Below are 17520 nucleotides of genomic sequence, written 5' to 3'. Positions count from 1 at the left end.
ATTATTCTATTGCCTTAAATAATTCTTCATCTTATTGTTTATAACAAGTCTAAATAAACTATATTTGTCGCCTAATCACAAATCGCCAGAGCATTGTCAGACAAAAACACTACAGATTACGGCACCAATCCTCTCCGGATCGACGAACAAATGTTCGAAACCGTATATAATCTGTATTGGGAAAAGGTTTATGCTGTTTGTTATAACAATATCCGCGAAATAGAACCTGCAAAAGAAATGGTTCAGGATATTTTTAAATCACTGTGGGAAAGGCGCCATGAGTTAGAGCTTGAAAAAGTAAGTAACTATTTAATCAGGTCGGCCAAGTTCAAAACATTCGAATACATCAGAAATAAAGTTAGCAGGCAGAAACACGTAACCATTAAAATGCAATATTCATGCTCATCAAGCAATTGCACAGAGGAACATGTTTTATTTAATAATCTTAAAGAAAAGGTAAATATTCTTGTTGATACACTTCCATGTCAATGCAAAAGAGTTTATAAGATGAGCAGGGAACAAGGCCTTAGCAATAAAGAGATTGCATCAGCTCTTTTAATTACAGAGCGCGCGGTTGAATACCACATTACCAAAGCAATGAGCGTACTTAAAATTAAATTAGCTCCGTTTAATAATTAATTTTCAATAAAGCTTACGGAAATTATACTGTTGCGCTACTTACATTTAAAAGCAGTAATTTTATATAAGTTATATTACTTTTACCAATAAGACCTAAAATTTGGGTAACTGTAAACTATTATGAATATCAATCAAGAACTGATAGAGAGATACCATAGAGATGAATGCACCGAAGCAGAACGCAAAGCTGTAGAAGAGTGGTTGTTTTCAGACGACTCAGCAGATGAGCTTGATCTTCCTGTTGGTGAAGAAAAGGCAGCACACAAAGCTTCTATATGGAATGAAATTGCGCCTGCCCTTCCTAATCAAAACGTTACCAAAAATCATTCACTTTCGTTCTGGAAAGGAGTAGTTGCCGCCTCATTGGTTTTCGGGGTATTGGGTTTCGGTTTTTATCAGTTTAAGCTAAAAAATGACTCTCCTCAATCTGTATCAGTCGACAATACCTCGGCAATAAATGTTAGGCATCTGGATTCTAAAGGATATAATATTTCTGTTGGCCCAAATACATTTGCCAAAATAAACTATGCAACCGGGTCGGTTGATCTTTCAGGCAGCATGCTGATTTCGCCTAAAAAAGATGTGGAACTTAAGTTTAAAGGAAGTGACAAAAAAATACATCTAAAAATGGGGCAAACCTATATTATCCTTAACGGCAAAACTGATGGAGATAAAATTATTGTAGTTAGCGAAAGAAACCTGATGGACTTACCGCCTGTATTACAGAAACAAATTATTAATCAGTTCAGCATCTAACTCTTACATCACCATTGCAACAAAAAACTCCATACAAATCTTTAAAAAGGGCGATTCTTTTATTTGTTCCGGTTATTTTATCGCTATGCCAATCGTGCTATCAGAAGCCAAACAACAATCCTGACGGCAATAGTTATAGCCTGTATATTCTTGGTAAAGATGGCAAAGAATACATTATTGAAACCAATTCATTGGATAGCGGAAAGATATTACCCGAAAAACAAGGTGCAATATTAGATGCTAAAGCAATGGATAGGGACATCATTGTTAAAAATGGCAGCTATTACCACCTAAACAGAAAGAAAGCTGAATTGTCTAAGTACAATTTACAGAATGGAACGCTGAATAGTGTTGCATCTACCCCGCTTAGAGATTTTTCTATTGAAAATTATTTCTGGGCAGGCAAAGATTCTTTGCTGCTAACGGGGCTAGATGTTAAAGGTTTTAAACAAGCAAAATATGTTCTTATAGAAACCAACAAGATGAATCTGCTTTCATCAGGCACTCTGGCCATTCCTCAACCATCCGGTAAATTTACTTCTATGTCAATTGGCTTTGTTGAGTTGCGTAAAAACAATCTTTTTATTGGTTATACCTATCATCACCAATTAAGCTCATCCAGTTATACCACCAGCGATACTACTTATATTGCTGAATTGGACTATCCGCAAATGAACCTGATAATGGTTGACAGGGACACCCGTTCAACCTACCCTGGCGGCATAAATACGGTACAATCTTATAGCTTTAACGATGAGCAAAACAATTATTATTTTATGTCGTGCCCGGGAATAGCATTAGGTAATCGTCCTGATTTGCCAACCGGAATATTCAGAATTAAGGCCGGAGAAGAGCATCTGGATAAGGATTACTTTATTAACATATCTTCTTCAATAGTAAATAATCATGCCTATGGAATGTGGTATCTGGGCAATAACAAAGCTATTATACGAAGCGAGAGGAAGGATCTTTTTAAAGGAATAAGTGATCATTACAGCGCCGCTCATTTTGAATTTTATTTAATAGATCTGGCCGCATCAAAAGTTGTTAAAAAACTAGACCTTCCGCTGGATAAAGGAACAAGAAGAGAGTGTGTTATTGTAAAAGGCAACATTGCTTACATTGCCGTAAACTCAAACACTGAGGGAAACTTTATATGGACATACAATATCCAAACCGGCATCCTAAAGAAAGGCCTTGAACTAGCCGGAAACACCGATTTTATAATGCGCATTGACAAGCTCAATCCCTAAAGTTTAATTATTTTAATATTTTTTGCTTCCCCACCTACGGGAAGGTTGTTGTTATGCTACTTACAGTATAAATACACAATATTAAAATAATGCTATATCGTAAAATTCTACTTTCAATTCTCTTCGTCTCTCTATCTTCTTATGTGTTTGCACAAAATTCTTCAATCTCCGGATTTGTAAAGGATAGCACCACCACCATATCAGGAGCTTCAGTTATTTTAAAAAATACAAAAACAGGGATCACAACTGATTCGAAAGGGTATTTTGAACTAACTGGCCTTGCAAAAGGAGCTTACATCATTCAGGTAACTTACCTGGGTTACATTGCAGAACTGAAACGGGTGACGCTAAAGGAAAACGAAAAGCTTAGTATTAATTTTTCACTAAAAAGAGACCTTAGACTACTAAATGATGTGGCTATTGACGGGAAGACCAAAACACGTGAAATTAAAGAATCTGGATTTTCGGTAAATGCAATTGAGACAAAGAAGTTTGCAAATACTACTGCCGATTTGAATCAGATTCTGAACAGGAGTACAGGTGTTAGAATCAGGGAGCAAGGCGGATTAGGTTCCGATTTCAAATTCTCTATCAATGGATTATCAGGAAAGCAAGTAAAATTTTTTATTGATGGAATCCCAATGGATGTAATGGGAAGTGCGATGTCATTAAATAATATTCCTGTTAACCTTGCAGAACGCCTTGAAGTTTACAAAGGTGTTGTACCGGTTCAATTAGGAGCTGATGCAATGGGTGGCGCAGTAAATGTAATTACAAACCAGAAGGTAAGTAACTATCTTGATCTAAGCCATAGTTATGGATCATTTAGCACCAACCGATCAGCACTTACAGGTCAGTATGTTCATGAGAAAACAGGGATTATTGTAAAAGGAAGTGGCTTTTTAAACTCATCTGTAAACAACTACAAAATGAAAGATGTTGATGTTGTTGTTGGGGGTGTAAGAGAGGGCAATTACATTTCGGATGTTACCGATGCCGAGTATGTTAAGGCAGATGTAAGACGTTTTCATGATAATTATCTGTCGGCGCTAGGCCAGGTAGAGGTAGGCATTACCAATAAAACATGGGCAGATGTTCTCTTTATTGGAGCCGGATATAATGAAGGACATCAGGATCTGCAAACCGGCTTTGACCAGAACACAGTTTATGGAAAAGTTAGAAGAACCAACTATGCAAAAAGTGGTACGTTAAGATATAAAAAGGACAACTTATTTACCGAAGGTTTGAACTTTAGTGCTTTTGCGGCAAGATCCAAAGACACTTACAAAACAACAGACACTTTGTTCCGCAATTACAATTGGGATGGAACCTGGTATGATAAAGGTTATACGGAAATGGGCAACGGTATTAAGACCATTGCCAACATTGTACGACCGCGCACTTATGCAATGGGTAACTTAAGTTATGTGATTAACAGCAAACACTCATTAAATCTTAACTATACACTTGATCATTTAAAAAATGAGAATTTTAATCAGTTACAGGTAGATCGCGACAGCCTTCCGGGCCTAATAAATAAACAGATTATAGGTTTTGCTTTTCAGCAGAATCTGTTAGAAAACCGCTTGGTAAATACCTTTTTTGGCAAGTACTATCATCTTGGATTAGCAAGAGCTAAATATATTAACGGTGCTTATGCACTAATGGATACTACCTTTGGAAATTTTGGATATGGAGTAGCTTCAAGATATAAATTAACACAGGGCCTGGGTATAAAAGCATCTTATGAGCATACCTACAGGCTACAGGAAGCAGAAGAAATGTTTGGCGATGGATTAAACCTTCAGGGTAATCCGGATTTAAAACCTGAGCGTAGCGACAATATTAATTTTGGTGCGTATTACGGTTTTAAAATTAACAAGAGTTCCTTTTTTATTGAGGCTTCAGGGTTTTATCGCAATGCAAAAGATTTCATTTTCCCGGTGCCTGACGTACGCTCTAAACTGCTAAAAAATGAAAACCAATCAAGCGTTCGTATTACAGGTTTTGAATCTGAAGTAAGATATAATTACGCCCAGCTTCTTTCCCTCACATTAAACCTTACTTATCAAAACGCAATAAATACAACAAAATTAGGTCAGACAGAGTCTTACTATGTTGAAGGAACCTATAAAAATAAAATCCCTAATCAACCCTGGTTGTTCGGAAATGCTGACTTTACAATTGGTAAGGACAATTTACTTGGAAAAGATACCCGCTTGCAATTTAACTGGTTTACACAATATGTAAACTGGTTCTATCTGACCTGGGAAAGCAAGGGAAATCCAAATGGAAAATCAGATATTCCGACACAATTTATCCATAATGCCTCTCTAAGCTATTCATTTCAAAAAGGCAGGTATAACATTTCTGCAGAATGCAGAAACCTAACAGATCACCTTGCATACGACAACTTTAAACTGCAAAAACCTGGTAGATCATTCTCAGTTAAACTCAGATATTTCATTCAATAAATTAATATTTCACAAAGTAAACATGAATAAATTATTTCACTGTACCTCAAAGCTGTTACTGGTTGCATTAATACTTATATCAGTTAGCGGATGCGAAAAAAGAGACATTGGTAACGTAGAAGAAGGAACCAAATATTCTGCAATTCTATGCGTAGGTAGCTGGCCAAATACCGCTTATTACATTACCAGCATCCCTTCATTAACTAGCGGAACAATTAGCTTAAAGGGCAATGGCGCAGAAATGACCGGTAAAGTATATGCACAGGATGTAGTTCAGAAAGATGGATTTTACTATCATGCAAATGCCAATAGCGGACGTTTAGGAAAATATCATGTAGAAAACGGATCATTGATCATAGATAAAGAGATTCCCTTTGCATGGTTAAACTGGAGCTCTTATACCTGGGCTGACAACAATACACTGGTTATTTTTGGAGATGGCAATGGAGAAGCACGTTATGCTGTAGTCAAAGTAGATAAAATGACCATTAAAACCGGTACGCTTGATCTTGAAGTTATCCCTTCTGGATTTCAGACCTATAACATTGGTTTTGCAGAATACAGGGATAATAAGTTATTTCTGGGATATGGTTTTGGGTCTAACGACTGGACGCAGTATCCAAATATGCCTGTTTACCAGAAATCATTTGTTGCAGTTATAGATTACTCAACAATGAAGGTTGAAAAATCATTATCAGATATCCGTACCACAGGACCTGGCGGGCCAAATGTTTACGCTCCATCATCTTTTGTTGATGAAAACAATGACCTGTACTTTATTACAGATCCGGTAAATGTATATGATTATAAATCACCGGCAGTAATGTACCGGATTAAAAACGGACAAACAGAAATTGATCCCACTTACTTCTTTAACTTCTCTGCTTCCACTAACAATGAAATGGCGCCTGCAATGTGGTACATCGGTAATGGTAAAGCTATAGTAAGATCGCGCATAGCAGGGCAATCTATTGATGCTGATCATTACTTCACCGTTATTGATGTGAAAAATGGTTCTCTAATTAAAAAGTTAGATCTGCCTGCAGATAAGGGCGAACGAATGGTAAATGGAGTAATTGTTGAGGACGGAAAAGCCTTTATTGCGGTTAACGCTGTTGATAGAGACTACATATGGGAGTATGATCCGGCTACTGAGAAATTGACAAAGGGTGTTGAATTTATAGGTGGTATTGACTACATACTTCGTATAGAAAAACTGAAATAGTAGATATAACTTTTGACTTTATAAATGGTTTTCAAAAAAATCAACGCCTGGTTTCATTTGTGGTTTGGATTAGCATCCGGAATTATAGTATTTATACTAAGCATTACTGGCTGTGTTCTGGTGTTTAAACAAGAAATAAAAAGCTTTAGCTCACCGTGGCTACATGCCCAAAAAACTATGGAGGCGGATAAGTTTCTGCCGCCTTCAATACTTTACAAAGCTGTTCAAAAAGCTTTACCGGGTAAAGAAGTTGAATCTATATGGTATTATGGAGAAAACCGGACTGCACAACTTAGCATTCATGAATCAGACTCTATTGTTTATGTAAATCCGTATACTGCAAATGTGGTTGCTATGGTTGATCATGAAGACATCTTTCATTTTTTTGAAGATGGACACTATTATATGTGGTTGCCTCAAAAAATAGGCCATCAGGTAGTTGGTTGGGGCACATTTGTTTTCTTTGTACTATTGATTAGCGGACTGATATTGTGGTGGCCAAAAAAGTGGAATAAAAAAGGGCGCGATCAGAGCTTCAAGATAAAATGGCGGGCTAAATTTAAGCGGGTAAACTACGACTTGCACAATGTACTGGGCTTTTATTCCCTAATTGTAGCCGCTATCCTTGCCTTTACAGCCCTAATGATGAGTTTTACCTGGTTTAACAAAAGTGTATACTGGATGGCCGGTGGAGAAAATAAGCCACGCATAGAGGCTTTGTCTGACACTACAAGCAACCCCAACTCAAATATGCTTACTCAGGTTGATAAGGCCTGGCATAAAGGTATAAATGAAATTGCTGAACACGAACGTCACGATATTCTGATGCATTTTCCTGAGAAAGCCTCAGATCCAATTTACGTTTGTACGGATATGTACAGAGGAACATGGCGTGATGTTTATCTGGACCAACACACCCTTGCAGAGCTACCTGCTTCAAATAAACGATTAAGGGATGAAGACGCGGCATCATGGATTCGCCGGTCAAACTATGGTCTGCATGTAGGTGCATTTGCTGGCCTTACAACAAAGATCATCTATTTTTTTGCCAGCCTCATTTGTGCCAGTCTACCCGTTACTGGCTTCTACGTATGGTGGGGCAAAAGAAAAAAAGCAGCAAAAAAGAATAAACTCGTTCCGATACTTTCTTAAATAAAACCTATGAAAACATATATTTTAGAAGGCCTAAAGCTTTCTACAGGAATTCTTTTACCTTATATTTTATTAATAATACTTACTTCGGCCCAACTCGATGGATATGCACAAACCAGCGGAAACATATCCGGGAAGGTAGTTGATAATGAGGGGGCTTCAATAGAATATGCTTCTGTAGCCTTGCTCTATGAAGATGGAAAAATGATAAAAGGAGCATTGAGCGATTCGACAGGTAAGTTCTTGTTTACGGCAATTCCCGACGGAAAATATCTGGTAAAGATCAGTGGGATTAGCTACCATTCTCTTACTACTGAAATATTTGTAATATCAGTAGAAAACAGAAAGCTTGATCTGGGTCTTTTAAAATTAAAAGAAGACAGTAAACTACTAAACGCTGTAGTAATTTCAGCTCAGAAAAAGCTAATAGAGCAGACTATAGACAAAACGGTAATAAATGTAGAAAACAGCATTGTATCAGAAGGTAACACAGCTCTTGAGCTTCTTGCCAGGGCACCGGGTGTTAAAGTAGATGATGAAGGCCAGATTTCTTTAAAAGGGCGATCGGGTGTATTGGTTATGATTAATGGCAAATCTACTTACCTCTCTCCAAAAGAGTTAAGCACTTTATTAAAAGGAACAAATTCATCTTCTATTTCGAAAATTGAAATTATGAGCAATCCATCTGCAAAATATGATGCTGCAGGAAATGGGGGAATCATCAATATCCAGATGAAGAAAAATATGAAAACAGGTTTAAATGGTTCGATCTCTTTAAACGGTGGCGCCAGCAGAAATGCACGTTACGGTAGTGCCACAATCCTAAACTACAGAAATGAAAAACTGAATGTATATGGAAGCTATGATTATGGCTATCGTGGTGAAACAGAATACCTGGATTTTGTTAGACGTTTTTATGATAATGGCAATATTGGAAGTACCCCTACGCGAACGTCTTATCAGGATACGGAAACTGACGAACCACTTCACACAAACAATTTCAGACTTGGTCTTGATTATGAATTAGATAGTTCAAACACATTAGGATTTCTTATAAACGGAAATGTAGGTAAGTATACTCATGACAGCAAGACCGGAAACAGATTAATTTCTGGTGATGGATCAATAATCAACCAGATGGCTACAACAAATTATGATCAGCAAAACTGGAAAAACTTAACTTACAATGTTAACTATCTTCATAAATTTAATAAGGAAGGTCGAACATTCTCTGCTGACGCTGATTTTGCTAGTAATAGCTTTACTTCAAAGCTTAACTTAAAAACAACAATGCTTCAGTCTACTGACGGGCAAACGGGCGCAATCACCAGCAGACGTGGATATGTACCTGCCATAACAGATGTTTACCTTGCTAAGGTAGACTATACAGATCCTCTTAATAAAACCATTAAATTAGAAAGTGGTTTAAAAAGCAGTTTCATACAGTCTGACAATAACCTCCGGTACGACATTCTAAACAATGGGAACTGGGAATATGATACTAATGGAAGCAACCATTTTAAGTATAAAGAGCAGATACATGCTGGCTACCTAAACTTTAATCAAGAATTTAAAGGGTTTAGTGTGCAGGCTGGTTTAAGAGGAGAGTATACAAGAACAGAAGGGCACCAAATAACAACTGACTCTTTATTAACCCGCAGCTACTTCCAGCTGTTTCCAAGTGTTTTTGTTAGTAAACCGCTTGGCTCGAATCACCTGATTCAGGCGGCCTACAGCAGAAGAATAGAAAGACCCGATTACGGAGACTTGAATCCTTTTAGAATGTTCAGAGACCCGCTTCTTTTTTATCAAGGGAATCCCTTTTTAAAGCCTGAGTTGATCAATACATTTCAATTGAGCCACAGTTTTAAGGGAAAATATACTACTGCGTTAAACTACAATCGAACTACTGATGTGATTACCTGGCTAAGTGGTCAGATAGATTCATTAAATGCTACTTTTGAATCTCCTCAAAACTTAAGCAAACTGATCAACTATGGCGTTAGCTTCACCGCTTCTACTACATTTTTTGATTGGTGGAATGGAACTCATTTCGCAAATATTTTCCGAAATGAATACAAAGGAAATGTACAGAACAGCACATTTAATAACAATACAACAAGCTTTAGTTTTAATTCTCAAAATTCGTTTAAAGCAGGAAAGGGCTATACACTGGAACTAAGCGGTTTTTATTACTCAGGCTCTGTTTATGGTATTTCAGAATATAAGGGTAGCTATGCTATATCAACAGGTGCACAAAAGGCTGTGTTAAAAGATAAAGGAACCATTAAACTTATGATAAATGATATCTTCCAATCTGACAGATACAGAGAGCAAACAAAATATCAGAACATAGATATGTATACCAATAAAAGACCAGATAGTCGCCGTGTTATGCTTTCCTTCTCTTATCGATTTGGCAATCAAAATATCAGCAAAAAAGACCGCAAGACAGGTAGCGAGGATATTCAGAACAGGGTTAAGGGCGGTGGATAAACAACGTTATAATTTGAATTACTATTCCTGCAATTAAACCGGAACTAATGGTAATATACAGCCAGCTATTACCAAAATAGTCATGTTCAAAAGAGGAGAGAACTACATTATAGGTCCATATTGCCAAAAAAAAGGCAAACAACAATACCATAACTGCAAGTACAAGGTGCAAGGCTGTAGGTTTTATATCCTTCTCTGCATTCCTGATGGTCAGTGCACTAAAAGTAATTAGTATAAAAACTCCAATTATTGCATAAGATGTACTGTTTAGCAAGTAGAACAAAAAGTATACAATAGCCAAAGCAATATTTATAAATGATATGGATCTTAACATCCGTTAAAGATACCGAATCAATTATAGCTTTCAGATTAAGAAAAATGTAAAACAAGAGAACCATTCGGCTCTATTTTTGTTTAACTTTCATAAAAGAACATCATTATGAAGAAAGAAACTAAAATAATTGCAGGTATATTGGCAGGAGTAGCTCTTGGCACAGCAATAGCAATAATACTATCAGCAGATAAAGAAGGTGAAATGAAAGGCAAAGTAACCGATTGGTTCTGCGATTTATTAGATTCTTCTAAAGATAAGTTTGCAGATGTTTCAGGTAAAGTAAAGGACACTATTGCAAAAGTAAGAGCATAATATATTTTTAATGAAAATTGCTTTTCATGGTGCAGCACGTGCTGTAACCGGTAGTAAACACCTTATTACCCTAAGTAATGAAACTCAAATTCTATTAGACTGCGGCCTTTTTCAAGGAATGGGCGATATTACCGAGGGCTTGAATGAGTCCTTCGGTTTTGATCCTGCAAAAGTTACGTACATGATTTTATCTCATGCGCATATAGATCACTGCGGATTACTACCGAAATTAGTTTCTGAAGGCTTTAAAGGCACCATATATTGTACCCCGGCAACCAGAGATCTGGCAAGGATTTTATTATTGGACTCGGCCAAAATACAAATGCAGGATGCGGAATACGCAAACAGAAAAATTAAACGGGTAGAAGATCAGGAAATGCCCTTGTACACAGACAAGGACGTAAACCAAACCCTCAGCCAGTTTAAAACCGTTCCTTATGATCAGGACTTTATAATAGACCCTACCATAAACCTTCGTTTTACTGATGCAGGACACATAGTTGGAAGTGCTGCTGTCCATTTAAAGATAAATGAAGATGGGAAAACTACGCACATTACCTTTAGTGGAGATGTAGGACGCTATGGCGACCTGCTTTTGAAAAGTCCGCAAACATTTCCTCAGGCCGATTACATTATAATGGAATCAACATACGGCGATTCTTTGCATGTTGATCTGGAGCCTATAGAAAATATGTTGTTGCAGATCATTAAGAATACCTGCGAGGTTAAGAAAGGAAAAGTAATTATCCCTGCCTTTAGTGTTGGCCGTACGCAGGAACTTCTTTATGCCCTAAACAGCCTTGAGCTGAAGAACCAATTGCCAAATGTTCGATATTACGTAGATAGTCCCCTTTCACTTGAGGCCACTCAGGTATTAAAAGACCATCCTGAAGTTTACAACAATGGCGTTAAAGAGGTTTTTAAAGTAGACAATGACATATTCGATTTTAAAGGCTTAAAATTTATAGAGAGTGTCGAGGAATCAAAATCGCTGAATGGTGATGACCGCCCTTGTGTGATTATATCCTCGTCTGGCATGGCTGAGGGTGGCAGGGTTAGGCATCATATCAGAAATAATATCATTGATCGAAAAAATACCATTTTAATGGTTGGTTACGCAACAGCAAATTCTTTGGCAGGCAGGTTAATTGCCGGTCAAAAAAAGGTTTGGCTATTTGGTCAGGAATACGATGTGCAAGCCGAAGTCCGCTCTATAAAATCTATGAGTGCACATGGTGATTACGAAGATCTGTTACAATTCTTGTCGGTACAAGATCCTTCAAAAGTTAAACAGCTATTTCTTGTTCATGGGGAGTATGAGGTACAGCAGAAATTTGCCCAGCGCATACTCAATAATGGTTTTAAAAATGTAAACATTCCCGAATATCATCAGGAGTTTCAATTATAACAGGCAAAGGTTTTTATCTTTGCCTTTATGGATGTTTTCGGTGAAGCTTTAAAAGACCAGTTTACAAAACCGCCCGCAGAAACTTTATGGGTGCACAACTCTTATGATGAACCTGAAGAAATGCCGGTTGATGTTTACTTCAGAGGTGAGGATGAAATGCCAGAACTGGAGCTTACAGCTTTAGCCATGTGCAAAGGAAAAGTGCTTGATGTTGGTGCCGGTGTAGGCAGCCATGCTCTTATCCTGCAAAAACGCGGATTTAATGTTACAGGTATGGATATTTCTACTCCTGCTGTTGCCATTATGAAACAACGTGGACTAAAACAGGCCATAGAAGGAAACATACTTACCTATAAAGAAGATACTTACGACACCCTTCTGTTTATGATGAACGGCATTGGCCTGACAGGATCAATTGCTGGGCTAAAGGCGTTTTTACAACATGTAAAGGGGCTGATAAACCCCGATGGCCAATTGGTATTTGATAGCTCAGACCTATCATACCTTTACCAGGAGATTCCCTTTCCGCTTAATGGTTATTATGGCGAGGTAAGTTTCAGATACGAATATAAAAGTATTAAAGGCAATTGGTTTAAGTGGGTTTATGTAGATCAAAAAACACTTATAGATATTGCCCGGCAATCTGGCTGGGATGCCGAAATAGTTTTTGAAGATGATCATGATCAATATTTAGCACGGTTAACACTAAGCAAATAAATAGTATGCTTGAATTTATTAAACAGCCCTGGCCATGGTATATCTCGGGCCTGACAATCAGTTTTATAATGATAATTCTGATCTTTTTTGGAAAATCCTTTGGCTTTTCATCAAACCTGCGAACCATGTGCAGTATACTGGGAGCCGGAAAATGGGTGAGCTTTTTTAATTTCGATTGGAAAGCACAGCGATGGAATCTGCTTTTCCTGCTAGGGTCTGTAATAGGGGGCTTTATTTCTGCAAATTGGCTTCAACCGGATGTTCCTTTAAATTTATCACAGCATACAATTCAGGACCTCCAAAAAATCAACATCCGGTTTGATGGAAATATAGTCCCTTTGCAATTATTTAATTGGGATTTTCTGGCTACAGGAAAAGGATTATTAATGTTTCTTGGGGGTGGCATTTTAATTGGCTTTGGAACACGTTATGCAGGTGGCTGTACATCAGGTCACGCAATTAGTGGCTTATCAAACCTGCAACTCCCTTCGCTGATTGCAGTTATCGGCTTTTTTATCGGCGGCCTGATAATGACCCACTTAATTTTTCCACTCCTTTTTTAACATTAAGCCATGATAAAGTCAGTTAAATTTATCCTTGCCGGCATACTGTTTGGCATTATTATGAGTAAATCAGAAGCCATATCCTGGTATCGCATTCAGGAAATGTTCAGATTCCAATCGTTTCATATGTTTGGCATTATGGGTACAGCCTTACTAACAGGCATAATTGCAGTTTGGCTAATGAAAAAAATGAAAGCCCGTGATGTTGAAGGGAAGCCAGTTTCATTTACTGATAAAGAAAAAACATGGCGCCGGTATTTAATTGGAGGTACCATTTTTGGGTTAGGCTGGGCACTTACAGGCGCTTGTCCGGGGCCAGTGTTTGTACTGCTCGGACAAGGCTACCTGGTTATGATAGTTGTAATAATTGGCTCACTATTGGGAACGTTTGTTTACGGATTATTGAAAAACCGTTTACCGCATTAATCTATGCCTTTTCCTCCCAAATTGAGGCAATGTTAACAATGGTTTGAACTGCCTTTTCCATGTCTTGTACCGAAGCCCATTCTTGTTTACCATGAAAAGCGTGCTCTCCGGCGAAAATATTAGGACAAGGCAAGCCCATAAACGAAAGACGTGAACCATCAGTACCCCCTCTAATACTTTGTTGTTTAGGTACAATTCCTGCTCTTTTAATAGCTTCAATGCCATATTCAATAACCTGAGGGTATTGATCAAGCACCTGTTTCATATTGCGGTATTGCGGAGTTATTTTTAACGTATAAGTTGAGTTCGGAAAATCCTCAATAATATTCTGAACCGTTGCATCCAATAATTCTCCATTGGCACTTAGTTCTTCGTCATTAAAAGCACGAAGGATAAAGCGAGCTTCAGCCTGCTCAACACTTCCCCCAAAGGTAACGGGATGGATAAATCCCTCCTTAAGCTCTGTCGACTCAGGAGAGAGACAATCTGCCGGCAATGCACTAATTACATCAGCCAGGATCTTTATTGCACTTTCCATTTTTCCTTTAGCAAACCCCGGATGTGTACTTACTCCATTTATAGTTAATACCGCACCATCTGCAGAAAATGTTTCATCCTCTATTGAGCCTAAAGTTTCGCCGTCAATAGTATATCCAAAATCAGCACCAAGTTTCTTCAGATCTGCTTTATCTACACCTCGTCCAATCTCTTCATCTGGCGTGAATAAGATTCTGATTTTTCCGTGTTTAATTTCGGGATGTGATATTAAAAATGCTGCTGCCTCCATAATCTCGGCAACTCCAGCTTTGTTATCGGCGCCAAGAAGTGTAGTTCCGCTTGCGGTAATAATGTCGTTCCCAATCTGATCTTTTAAATCAGGATGCTCTGCCATTTTTAAAATGATGGTCTCATCGTCAGGAAGCACCAGGTCCTGTCCCTGATAATTGGGATGAATAATAGGTTTTACATTCTTTCCGCTGCAATCAGGAGAAGTATCCATATGCGAACAGAAACAAATTACAGGTACCTCCTTTTCTGTTGTAGAAGGTATAGTTGCATAAACATAACCAAAGTCGTCAAGATGGGCATCTGTTATTCCCATTTCTAAAAGCTCCGCAACAAGCACCCTACCCAGGTCCTTTTGTTTCTCTGTCGATGGAATGGTCTCCGATAATGGATCTGATTGCGTATCAATCTGAACGTACTTTGTGAACCTACCTTGAAGTGTTTTGTTATTATTTTGATATTTTAGCATACTCATATAGAAAAAACAAAGTTATATATAAGATTATTAAATAGGTTCGAAACTTAAAGAAGAAACTTTGAAAACAACATTTATCTCCATTCTGGCTACTTTACTTTGTTTAACCGCTACAGCGCAATCTAATTTTTATAAACTTAGCCTCGGTGGTGGTGGTGGACTTACCCAGTCGTTTATGGACTATGAAAAGCACAAGTTTGGAAAATCTATTTATGGGGTTGGCGAATTCTTCTTCACTCCGTTTATTAGTCTGGGAGGAGAAGGACAGATAGGTAGGATTAAAGGAGAAGGTGGTAATCTTGATAAAAAAAGCTTTGTCAATTCTTACAAATCATTTACGATAAATGGGAAGATATATTTAGGAGCTGTAATTGACTACAGAAGAAATAGTTTTTCTAATGCAATGAAAGGGCTTTATCTGGGAGCTGGCTTAGGTGGAGTATTAAATAATGTAAGCGGTGCCGAAACACCAAAAACCAAAGACATTATTATACCGCTTAATATTGGCTACACCTATTATTTCCCTGATAAATCCGGATATTATAGATATGGAATAAATGTAAACTACCAAACTAACCTTAGCCTTGATGATGGCCTTGATGGCTACGAAGAGTTTTATTCGCCCCCTGCCGGTGTAGACAGAAAACCAAATACTTATACGGATATATATACCTATTTTTCTATTGGTATCAGGTATCAGTTTGGACTAATGGGACTTTCCAGAAAAACATTATACTAAAACAGGATTCGTCCCAGCTATAAATGAAGCACTATCTTATCCTCTTACTTTTAATAACTGCAATGGATACATCAGCACAACTAACGCCTTATGAATTAAGCGGCAAAAAAGAAACTGCTACTTACTACCAAGCCATTAAGCATTATGAGCAATTAGACAAAACATATGAACAAGCAAAGTTACTTAGCTACGGTAACACAGACTTTGGCAAACCTCTGCATCTTTTGGTTTTATCAAAAGATAAAATATTTGATCCCGTTGCTATACGAAAAAGCAACAACCGTATTTTACTAATAAACAACGGAATACACCCCGGAGAGCCGGAAGGCATAGATGCCAGTATGATGCTGGCCAGAGATTTATTGAAAGGAGATTTGTTACCTAAAGATGTAGTAATTTGCATCATTCCGGTTTACAACATAGACGGCAGTTTTAACCGAACAGGCACATCAAGAGCAAATCAAAATGGCCCCGTAGCTTATGGCTTTAGGGGAAACAGTAAAAATTACGACCTGAACAGGGATTTCATAAAAACAGATTCCAAAAATGCGTACTCTTTTCAGGAGATTTTTAATATCTGGCAGCCCGAAATATTTGTAGATACACACACCAGTAATGGTGCAGACTACCAATATGTAATGACACTTATACCTACTCATAAGGATAAGTTAAATCCTGTATTATCGGAATACATGACTAAAACTATGTTGCCAACCCTTTATACCGAAATGAAAAATTCAGGTTATGAGATGATCCCCTACGTAAATTCAGTTGAAGAAACACCTGATGCCGGCATTACCGGTTTTTTAGAATCAGCAAGGTATTCTACCGGGTACACAACTTTACACAATACTATTGGGTTTATGCCAGAAACCCACATGCTAAAAGATTATGACAAAAGAGTTGATGCCACATATAAGCTTTTGCAGATCTATATTAATGTTGTAGTACGAGACGCAAAGATAATCGGAGAGAACAAACGAAAAGCAGATGAACAGGTTGCAAAACAAACTACATTTCCAATAACATGGATACTGGACGAGACTGTTTCAGAAGATCTGGAATTTAAGGGATATACAGCAAAGCAAAAACCAAGTGAAGTAAGTGGAATAGATCGTTTGTACTACGACAGAAATGAACCACATACTAAAATCATTAAATACTGGAATACTTACAAGCCATCTGTTTCTGTTACAAAGCCCATTGCTTACATTATACCAAAAGCATGGGATAAAGTTGTTGGGTTATTAAAGCTTAACAATGTGAAGGTACAGCAATTGCAAAAAGACACTCAGATTGATGTTGAGTCGTATTATGTTACAGATTATAAAACAATGAGTAGTCCGTTTGAGGGGCATTACCTACACTCTAACGTAAAAGTTAATCCTATAAAACAGACTTTGCAGTTTTACGAAGGCGACTTTGTAGTCTATACAAACCAGCGCGTTAACAGATATATTATTGAAACGCTTGAACCACAAGCTATGGATTCGTTTTTCAACTGGAATTTCTTTGATTCGATACTAGGAATGAAAGAGCACTTTAGCGCTTATGTTTTTGAAGACACTGCAGCTGAATTATTAAAGAAAAATCCTGAAATAAGAAAAAAACTTGAGGCTCAAAAAGCTAAAGACAGCAGTTTAAGTAAAAATGCTGAGGCACAGCTTGACTTTATCTATAAAAATTCTGATTATTACGAAAAAACGCACTCCCGATACCCCATAGCTCGTCTGGTAAACGACACTAAAATAACACTTAAATAAGA

Annotated in this window: 16 protein-coding genes; 14 read left to right on the top strand and 2 right to left on the bottom strand. The window is 37.6% G+C overall.

The window, feature by feature from the left end; translation table 11 throughout:
• Positions 1-93: 93 nt before the first annotated feature.
• The 7 genes from CPT03_RS19265 (at position 94) to CPT03_RS19235 (ending at position 9995) form a co-directional block, all read left to right on the top strand.
• Positions 94-639: a sigma-70 family RNA polymerase sigma factor gene (locus tag CPT03_RS19265; protein WP_245869897.1), complete on the top strand. Its 546-nt coding sequence runs from the start codon at positions 94-96 to the stop codon at positions 637-639.
• 120 nt (positions 640-759) lie between these two features.
• Positions 760-1395: a hypothetical protein gene (locus CPT03_RS19260; RefSeq protein WP_099440353.1), complete on the top strand. Its 636-nt coding sequence runs from the start codon at positions 760-762 to the stop codon at positions 1393-1395.
• Positions 1396-1409: 14 nt separating this feature from the next.
• Positions 1410-2648, top strand: coding sequence for a DUF4374 domain-containing protein (locus CPT03_RS19255; protein ID WP_099440352.1), 1239 nt, complete (start codon positions 1410-1412; stop codon positions 2646-2648).
• An 89-nt stretch (positions 2649-2737) separates the two neighbouring features.
• Positions 2738-5122 (top strand): TonB-dependent receptor, encoded by a 2385-nt coding sequence (locus tag CPT03_RS19250; RefSeq protein WP_099440351.1) that lies wholly within the window; start codon positions 2738-2740, stop codon positions 5120-5122.
• 22 nt (positions 5123-5144) lie between these two features.
• The gene (locus CPT03_RS19245) at positions 5145-6347 is read left to right on the top strand and encodes a DUF4374 domain-containing protein (protein WP_099440350.1); all 1203 of its coding nucleotides are present in this window, start codon (positions 5145-5147) and stop codon (positions 6345-6347) included.
• Positions 6348-6371: 24 nt separating this feature from the next.
• Complete coding sequence (locus CPT03_RS19240; protein ID WP_099440349.1) at positions 6372-7499, top strand: PepSY-associated TM helix domain-containing protein; 1128 nt, start codon at positions 6372-6374, stop codon at positions 7497-7499.
• 9 nt (positions 7500-7508) lie between these two features.
• Positions 7509-9995, top strand: a complete 2487-nt coding sequence (locus CPT03_RS19235) for a TonB-dependent receptor domain-containing protein (protein ID WP_099440348.1) — start codon at positions 7509-7511, stop codon at positions 9993-9995.
• Here the strand turns inward: CPT03_RS19235 and CPT03_RS19230 are convergent.
• Positions 9979-10329: a hypothetical protein gene (locus CPT03_RS19230; protein WP_099440347.1), complete on the bottom strand. Its 351-nt coding sequence runs from the start codon at positions 10327-10329 to the stop codon at positions 9979-9981. The two genes, CPT03_RS19235 and CPT03_RS19230, sit on opposite strands and share 17 nt — an antisense overlap.
• A gap of 105 nt (positions 10330-10434) precedes the next feature.
• Between CPT03_RS19230 and CPT03_RS19225 the strand changes: the two genes are divergently transcribed.
• The 5 genes from CPT03_RS19225 to CPT03_RS19205 are packed head-to-tail and all read left to right on the top strand — an operon-like array spanning position 10435 to position 13755.
• Positions 10435-10641, top strand: coding sequence for a hypothetical protein (locus CPT03_RS19225; protein WP_099440346.1), 207 nt, complete (start codon positions 10435-10437; stop codon positions 10639-10641).
• Positions 10642-10651: 10 nt separating this feature from the next.
• Entirely contained in the window at positions 10652-12049 is a 1398-nt protein-coding gene (locus CPT03_RS19220) for an MBL fold metallo-hydrolase RNA specificity domain-containing protein (RefSeq protein WP_099440345.1), read from the top strand.
• Between the two features lie 27 nt (positions 12050-12076).
• Positions 12077-12766 (top strand): class I SAM-dependent methyltransferase, encoded by a 690-nt coding sequence (locus CPT03_RS19215; protein WP_099440344.1) that lies wholly within the window; start codon positions 12077-12079, stop codon positions 12764-12766.
• Between the two features lie 5 nt (positions 12767-12771).
• Positions 12772-13329, top strand: coding sequence for a YeeE/YedE family protein (locus CPT03_RS19210; protein ID WP_099440343.1), 558 nt, complete (start codon positions 12772-12774; stop codon positions 13327-13329).
• Between the two features lie 9 nt (positions 13330-13338).
• On the top strand, positions 13339-13755 hold the full coding sequence (locus CPT03_RS19205; RefSeq protein ID WP_099440342.1) for a DUF6691 family protein: 417 nt from the start codon (positions 13339-13341) through the stop codon (positions 13753-13755).
• 1 nt (position 13756) lies between these two features.
• Here CPT03_RS19205 and pepT read toward each other — a convergent pair whose 3' ends face one another.
• Positions 13757-15010 carry a peptidase T gene (gene pepT / locus CPT03_RS19200; protein WP_099441190.1) on the bottom strand — a complete coding sequence of 418 codons (1254 nt, stop codon included), beginning with the start codon at positions 15008-15010 and terminating at the stop codon, positions 13757-13759.
• A gap of 67 nt (positions 15011-15077) precedes the next feature.
• Here pepT and CPT03_RS19195 point away from each other — a divergent pair, with 67 nt between their 5' ends.
• Together CPT03_RS19195 and CPT03_RS19190 are read left to right on the top strand one after the other, a co-directional pair.
• On the top strand, positions 15078-15755 hold the full coding sequence (locus CPT03_RS19195; RefSeq protein ID WP_099440341.1) for a hypothetical protein: 678 nt from the start codon (positions 15078-15080) through the stop codon (positions 15753-15755).
• Between the two features lie 62 nt (positions 15756-15817).
• Positions 15818-17518, top strand: coding sequence for a M14 family zinc carboxypeptidase (locus CPT03_RS19190; RefSeq protein ID WP_245869896.1), 1701 nt, complete (start codon positions 15818-15820; stop codon positions 17516-17518).
• The last annotated feature ends 2 nt before the right edge of the window (positions 17519-17520 follow it).

The sequence above is a fragment of the Pedobacter ginsengisoli genome (assembly GCF_002736205.1).
In the GTDB taxonomy this organism is placed as follows: domain Bacteria; phylum Bacteroidota; class Bacteroidia; order Sphingobacteriales; family Sphingobacteriaceae; genus Pedobacter; species Pedobacter ginsengisoli_A.
The sequence above is the reverse complement of the archived record's forward strand: the minus strand, read 5'-3'. Positions and strand labels throughout refer to the sequence as shown.

Coding starts and splice junctions, on each gene's coding strand:
- CPT03_RS19260 (WP_099440353.1), top strand. CDS start 760: ATGAATATCAATCAAGAACTGATAGAGAGATACCATAGAGATGAATGC.
- CPT03_RS19250 (WP_099440351.1), top strand. CDS start 2,738: ATGCTATATCGTAAAATTCTACTTTCAATTCTCTTCGTCTCTCTATCT.
- CPT03_RS19245 (WP_099440350.1), top strand. CDS start 5,145: ATGAATAAATTATTTCACTGTACCTCAAAGCTGTTACTGGTTGCATTA.
- CPT03_RS19240 (WP_099440349.1), top strand. CDS start 6,372: ATGGTTTTCAAAAAAATCAACGCCTGGTTTCATTTGTGGTTTGGATTA.
- CPT03_RS19235 (WP_099440348.1), top strand. CDS start 7,509: ATGAAAACATATATTTTAGAAGGCCTAAAGCTTTCTACAGGAATTCTT.
- CPT03_RS19230 (WP_099440347.1), bottom strand. CDS start 10,329: ATGTTAAGATCCATATCATTTATAAATATTGCTTTGGCTATTGTATAC.
- CPT03_RS19225 (WP_099440346.1), top strand. CDS start 10,435: ATGAAGAAAGAAACTAAAATAATTGCAGGTATATTGGCAGGAGTAGCT.
- CPT03_RS19220 (WP_099440345.1), top strand. CDS start 10,652: ATGAAAATTGCTTTTCATGGTGCAGCACGTGCTGTAACCGGTAGTAAA.
- CPT03_RS19215 (WP_099440344.1), top strand. CDS start 12,077: ATGGATGTTTTCGGTGAAGCTTTAAAAGACCAGTTTACAAAACCGCCC.
- CPT03_RS19210 (WP_099440343.1), top strand. CDS start 12,772: ATGCTTGAATTTATTAAACAGCCCTGGCCATGGTATATCTCGGGCCTG.
- CPT03_RS19205 (WP_099440342.1), top strand. CDS start 13,339: ATGATAAAGTCAGTTAAATTTATCCTTGCCGGCATACTGTTTGGCATT.
- pepT (WP_099441190.1), bottom strand. CDS start 15,010: ATGCTAAAATATCAAAATAATAACAAAACACTTCAAGGTAGGTTCACA.
- CPT03_RS19190 (WP_245869896.1), top strand. CDS start 15,818: ATGGATACATCAGCACAACTAACGCCTTATGAATTAAGCGGCAAAAAA.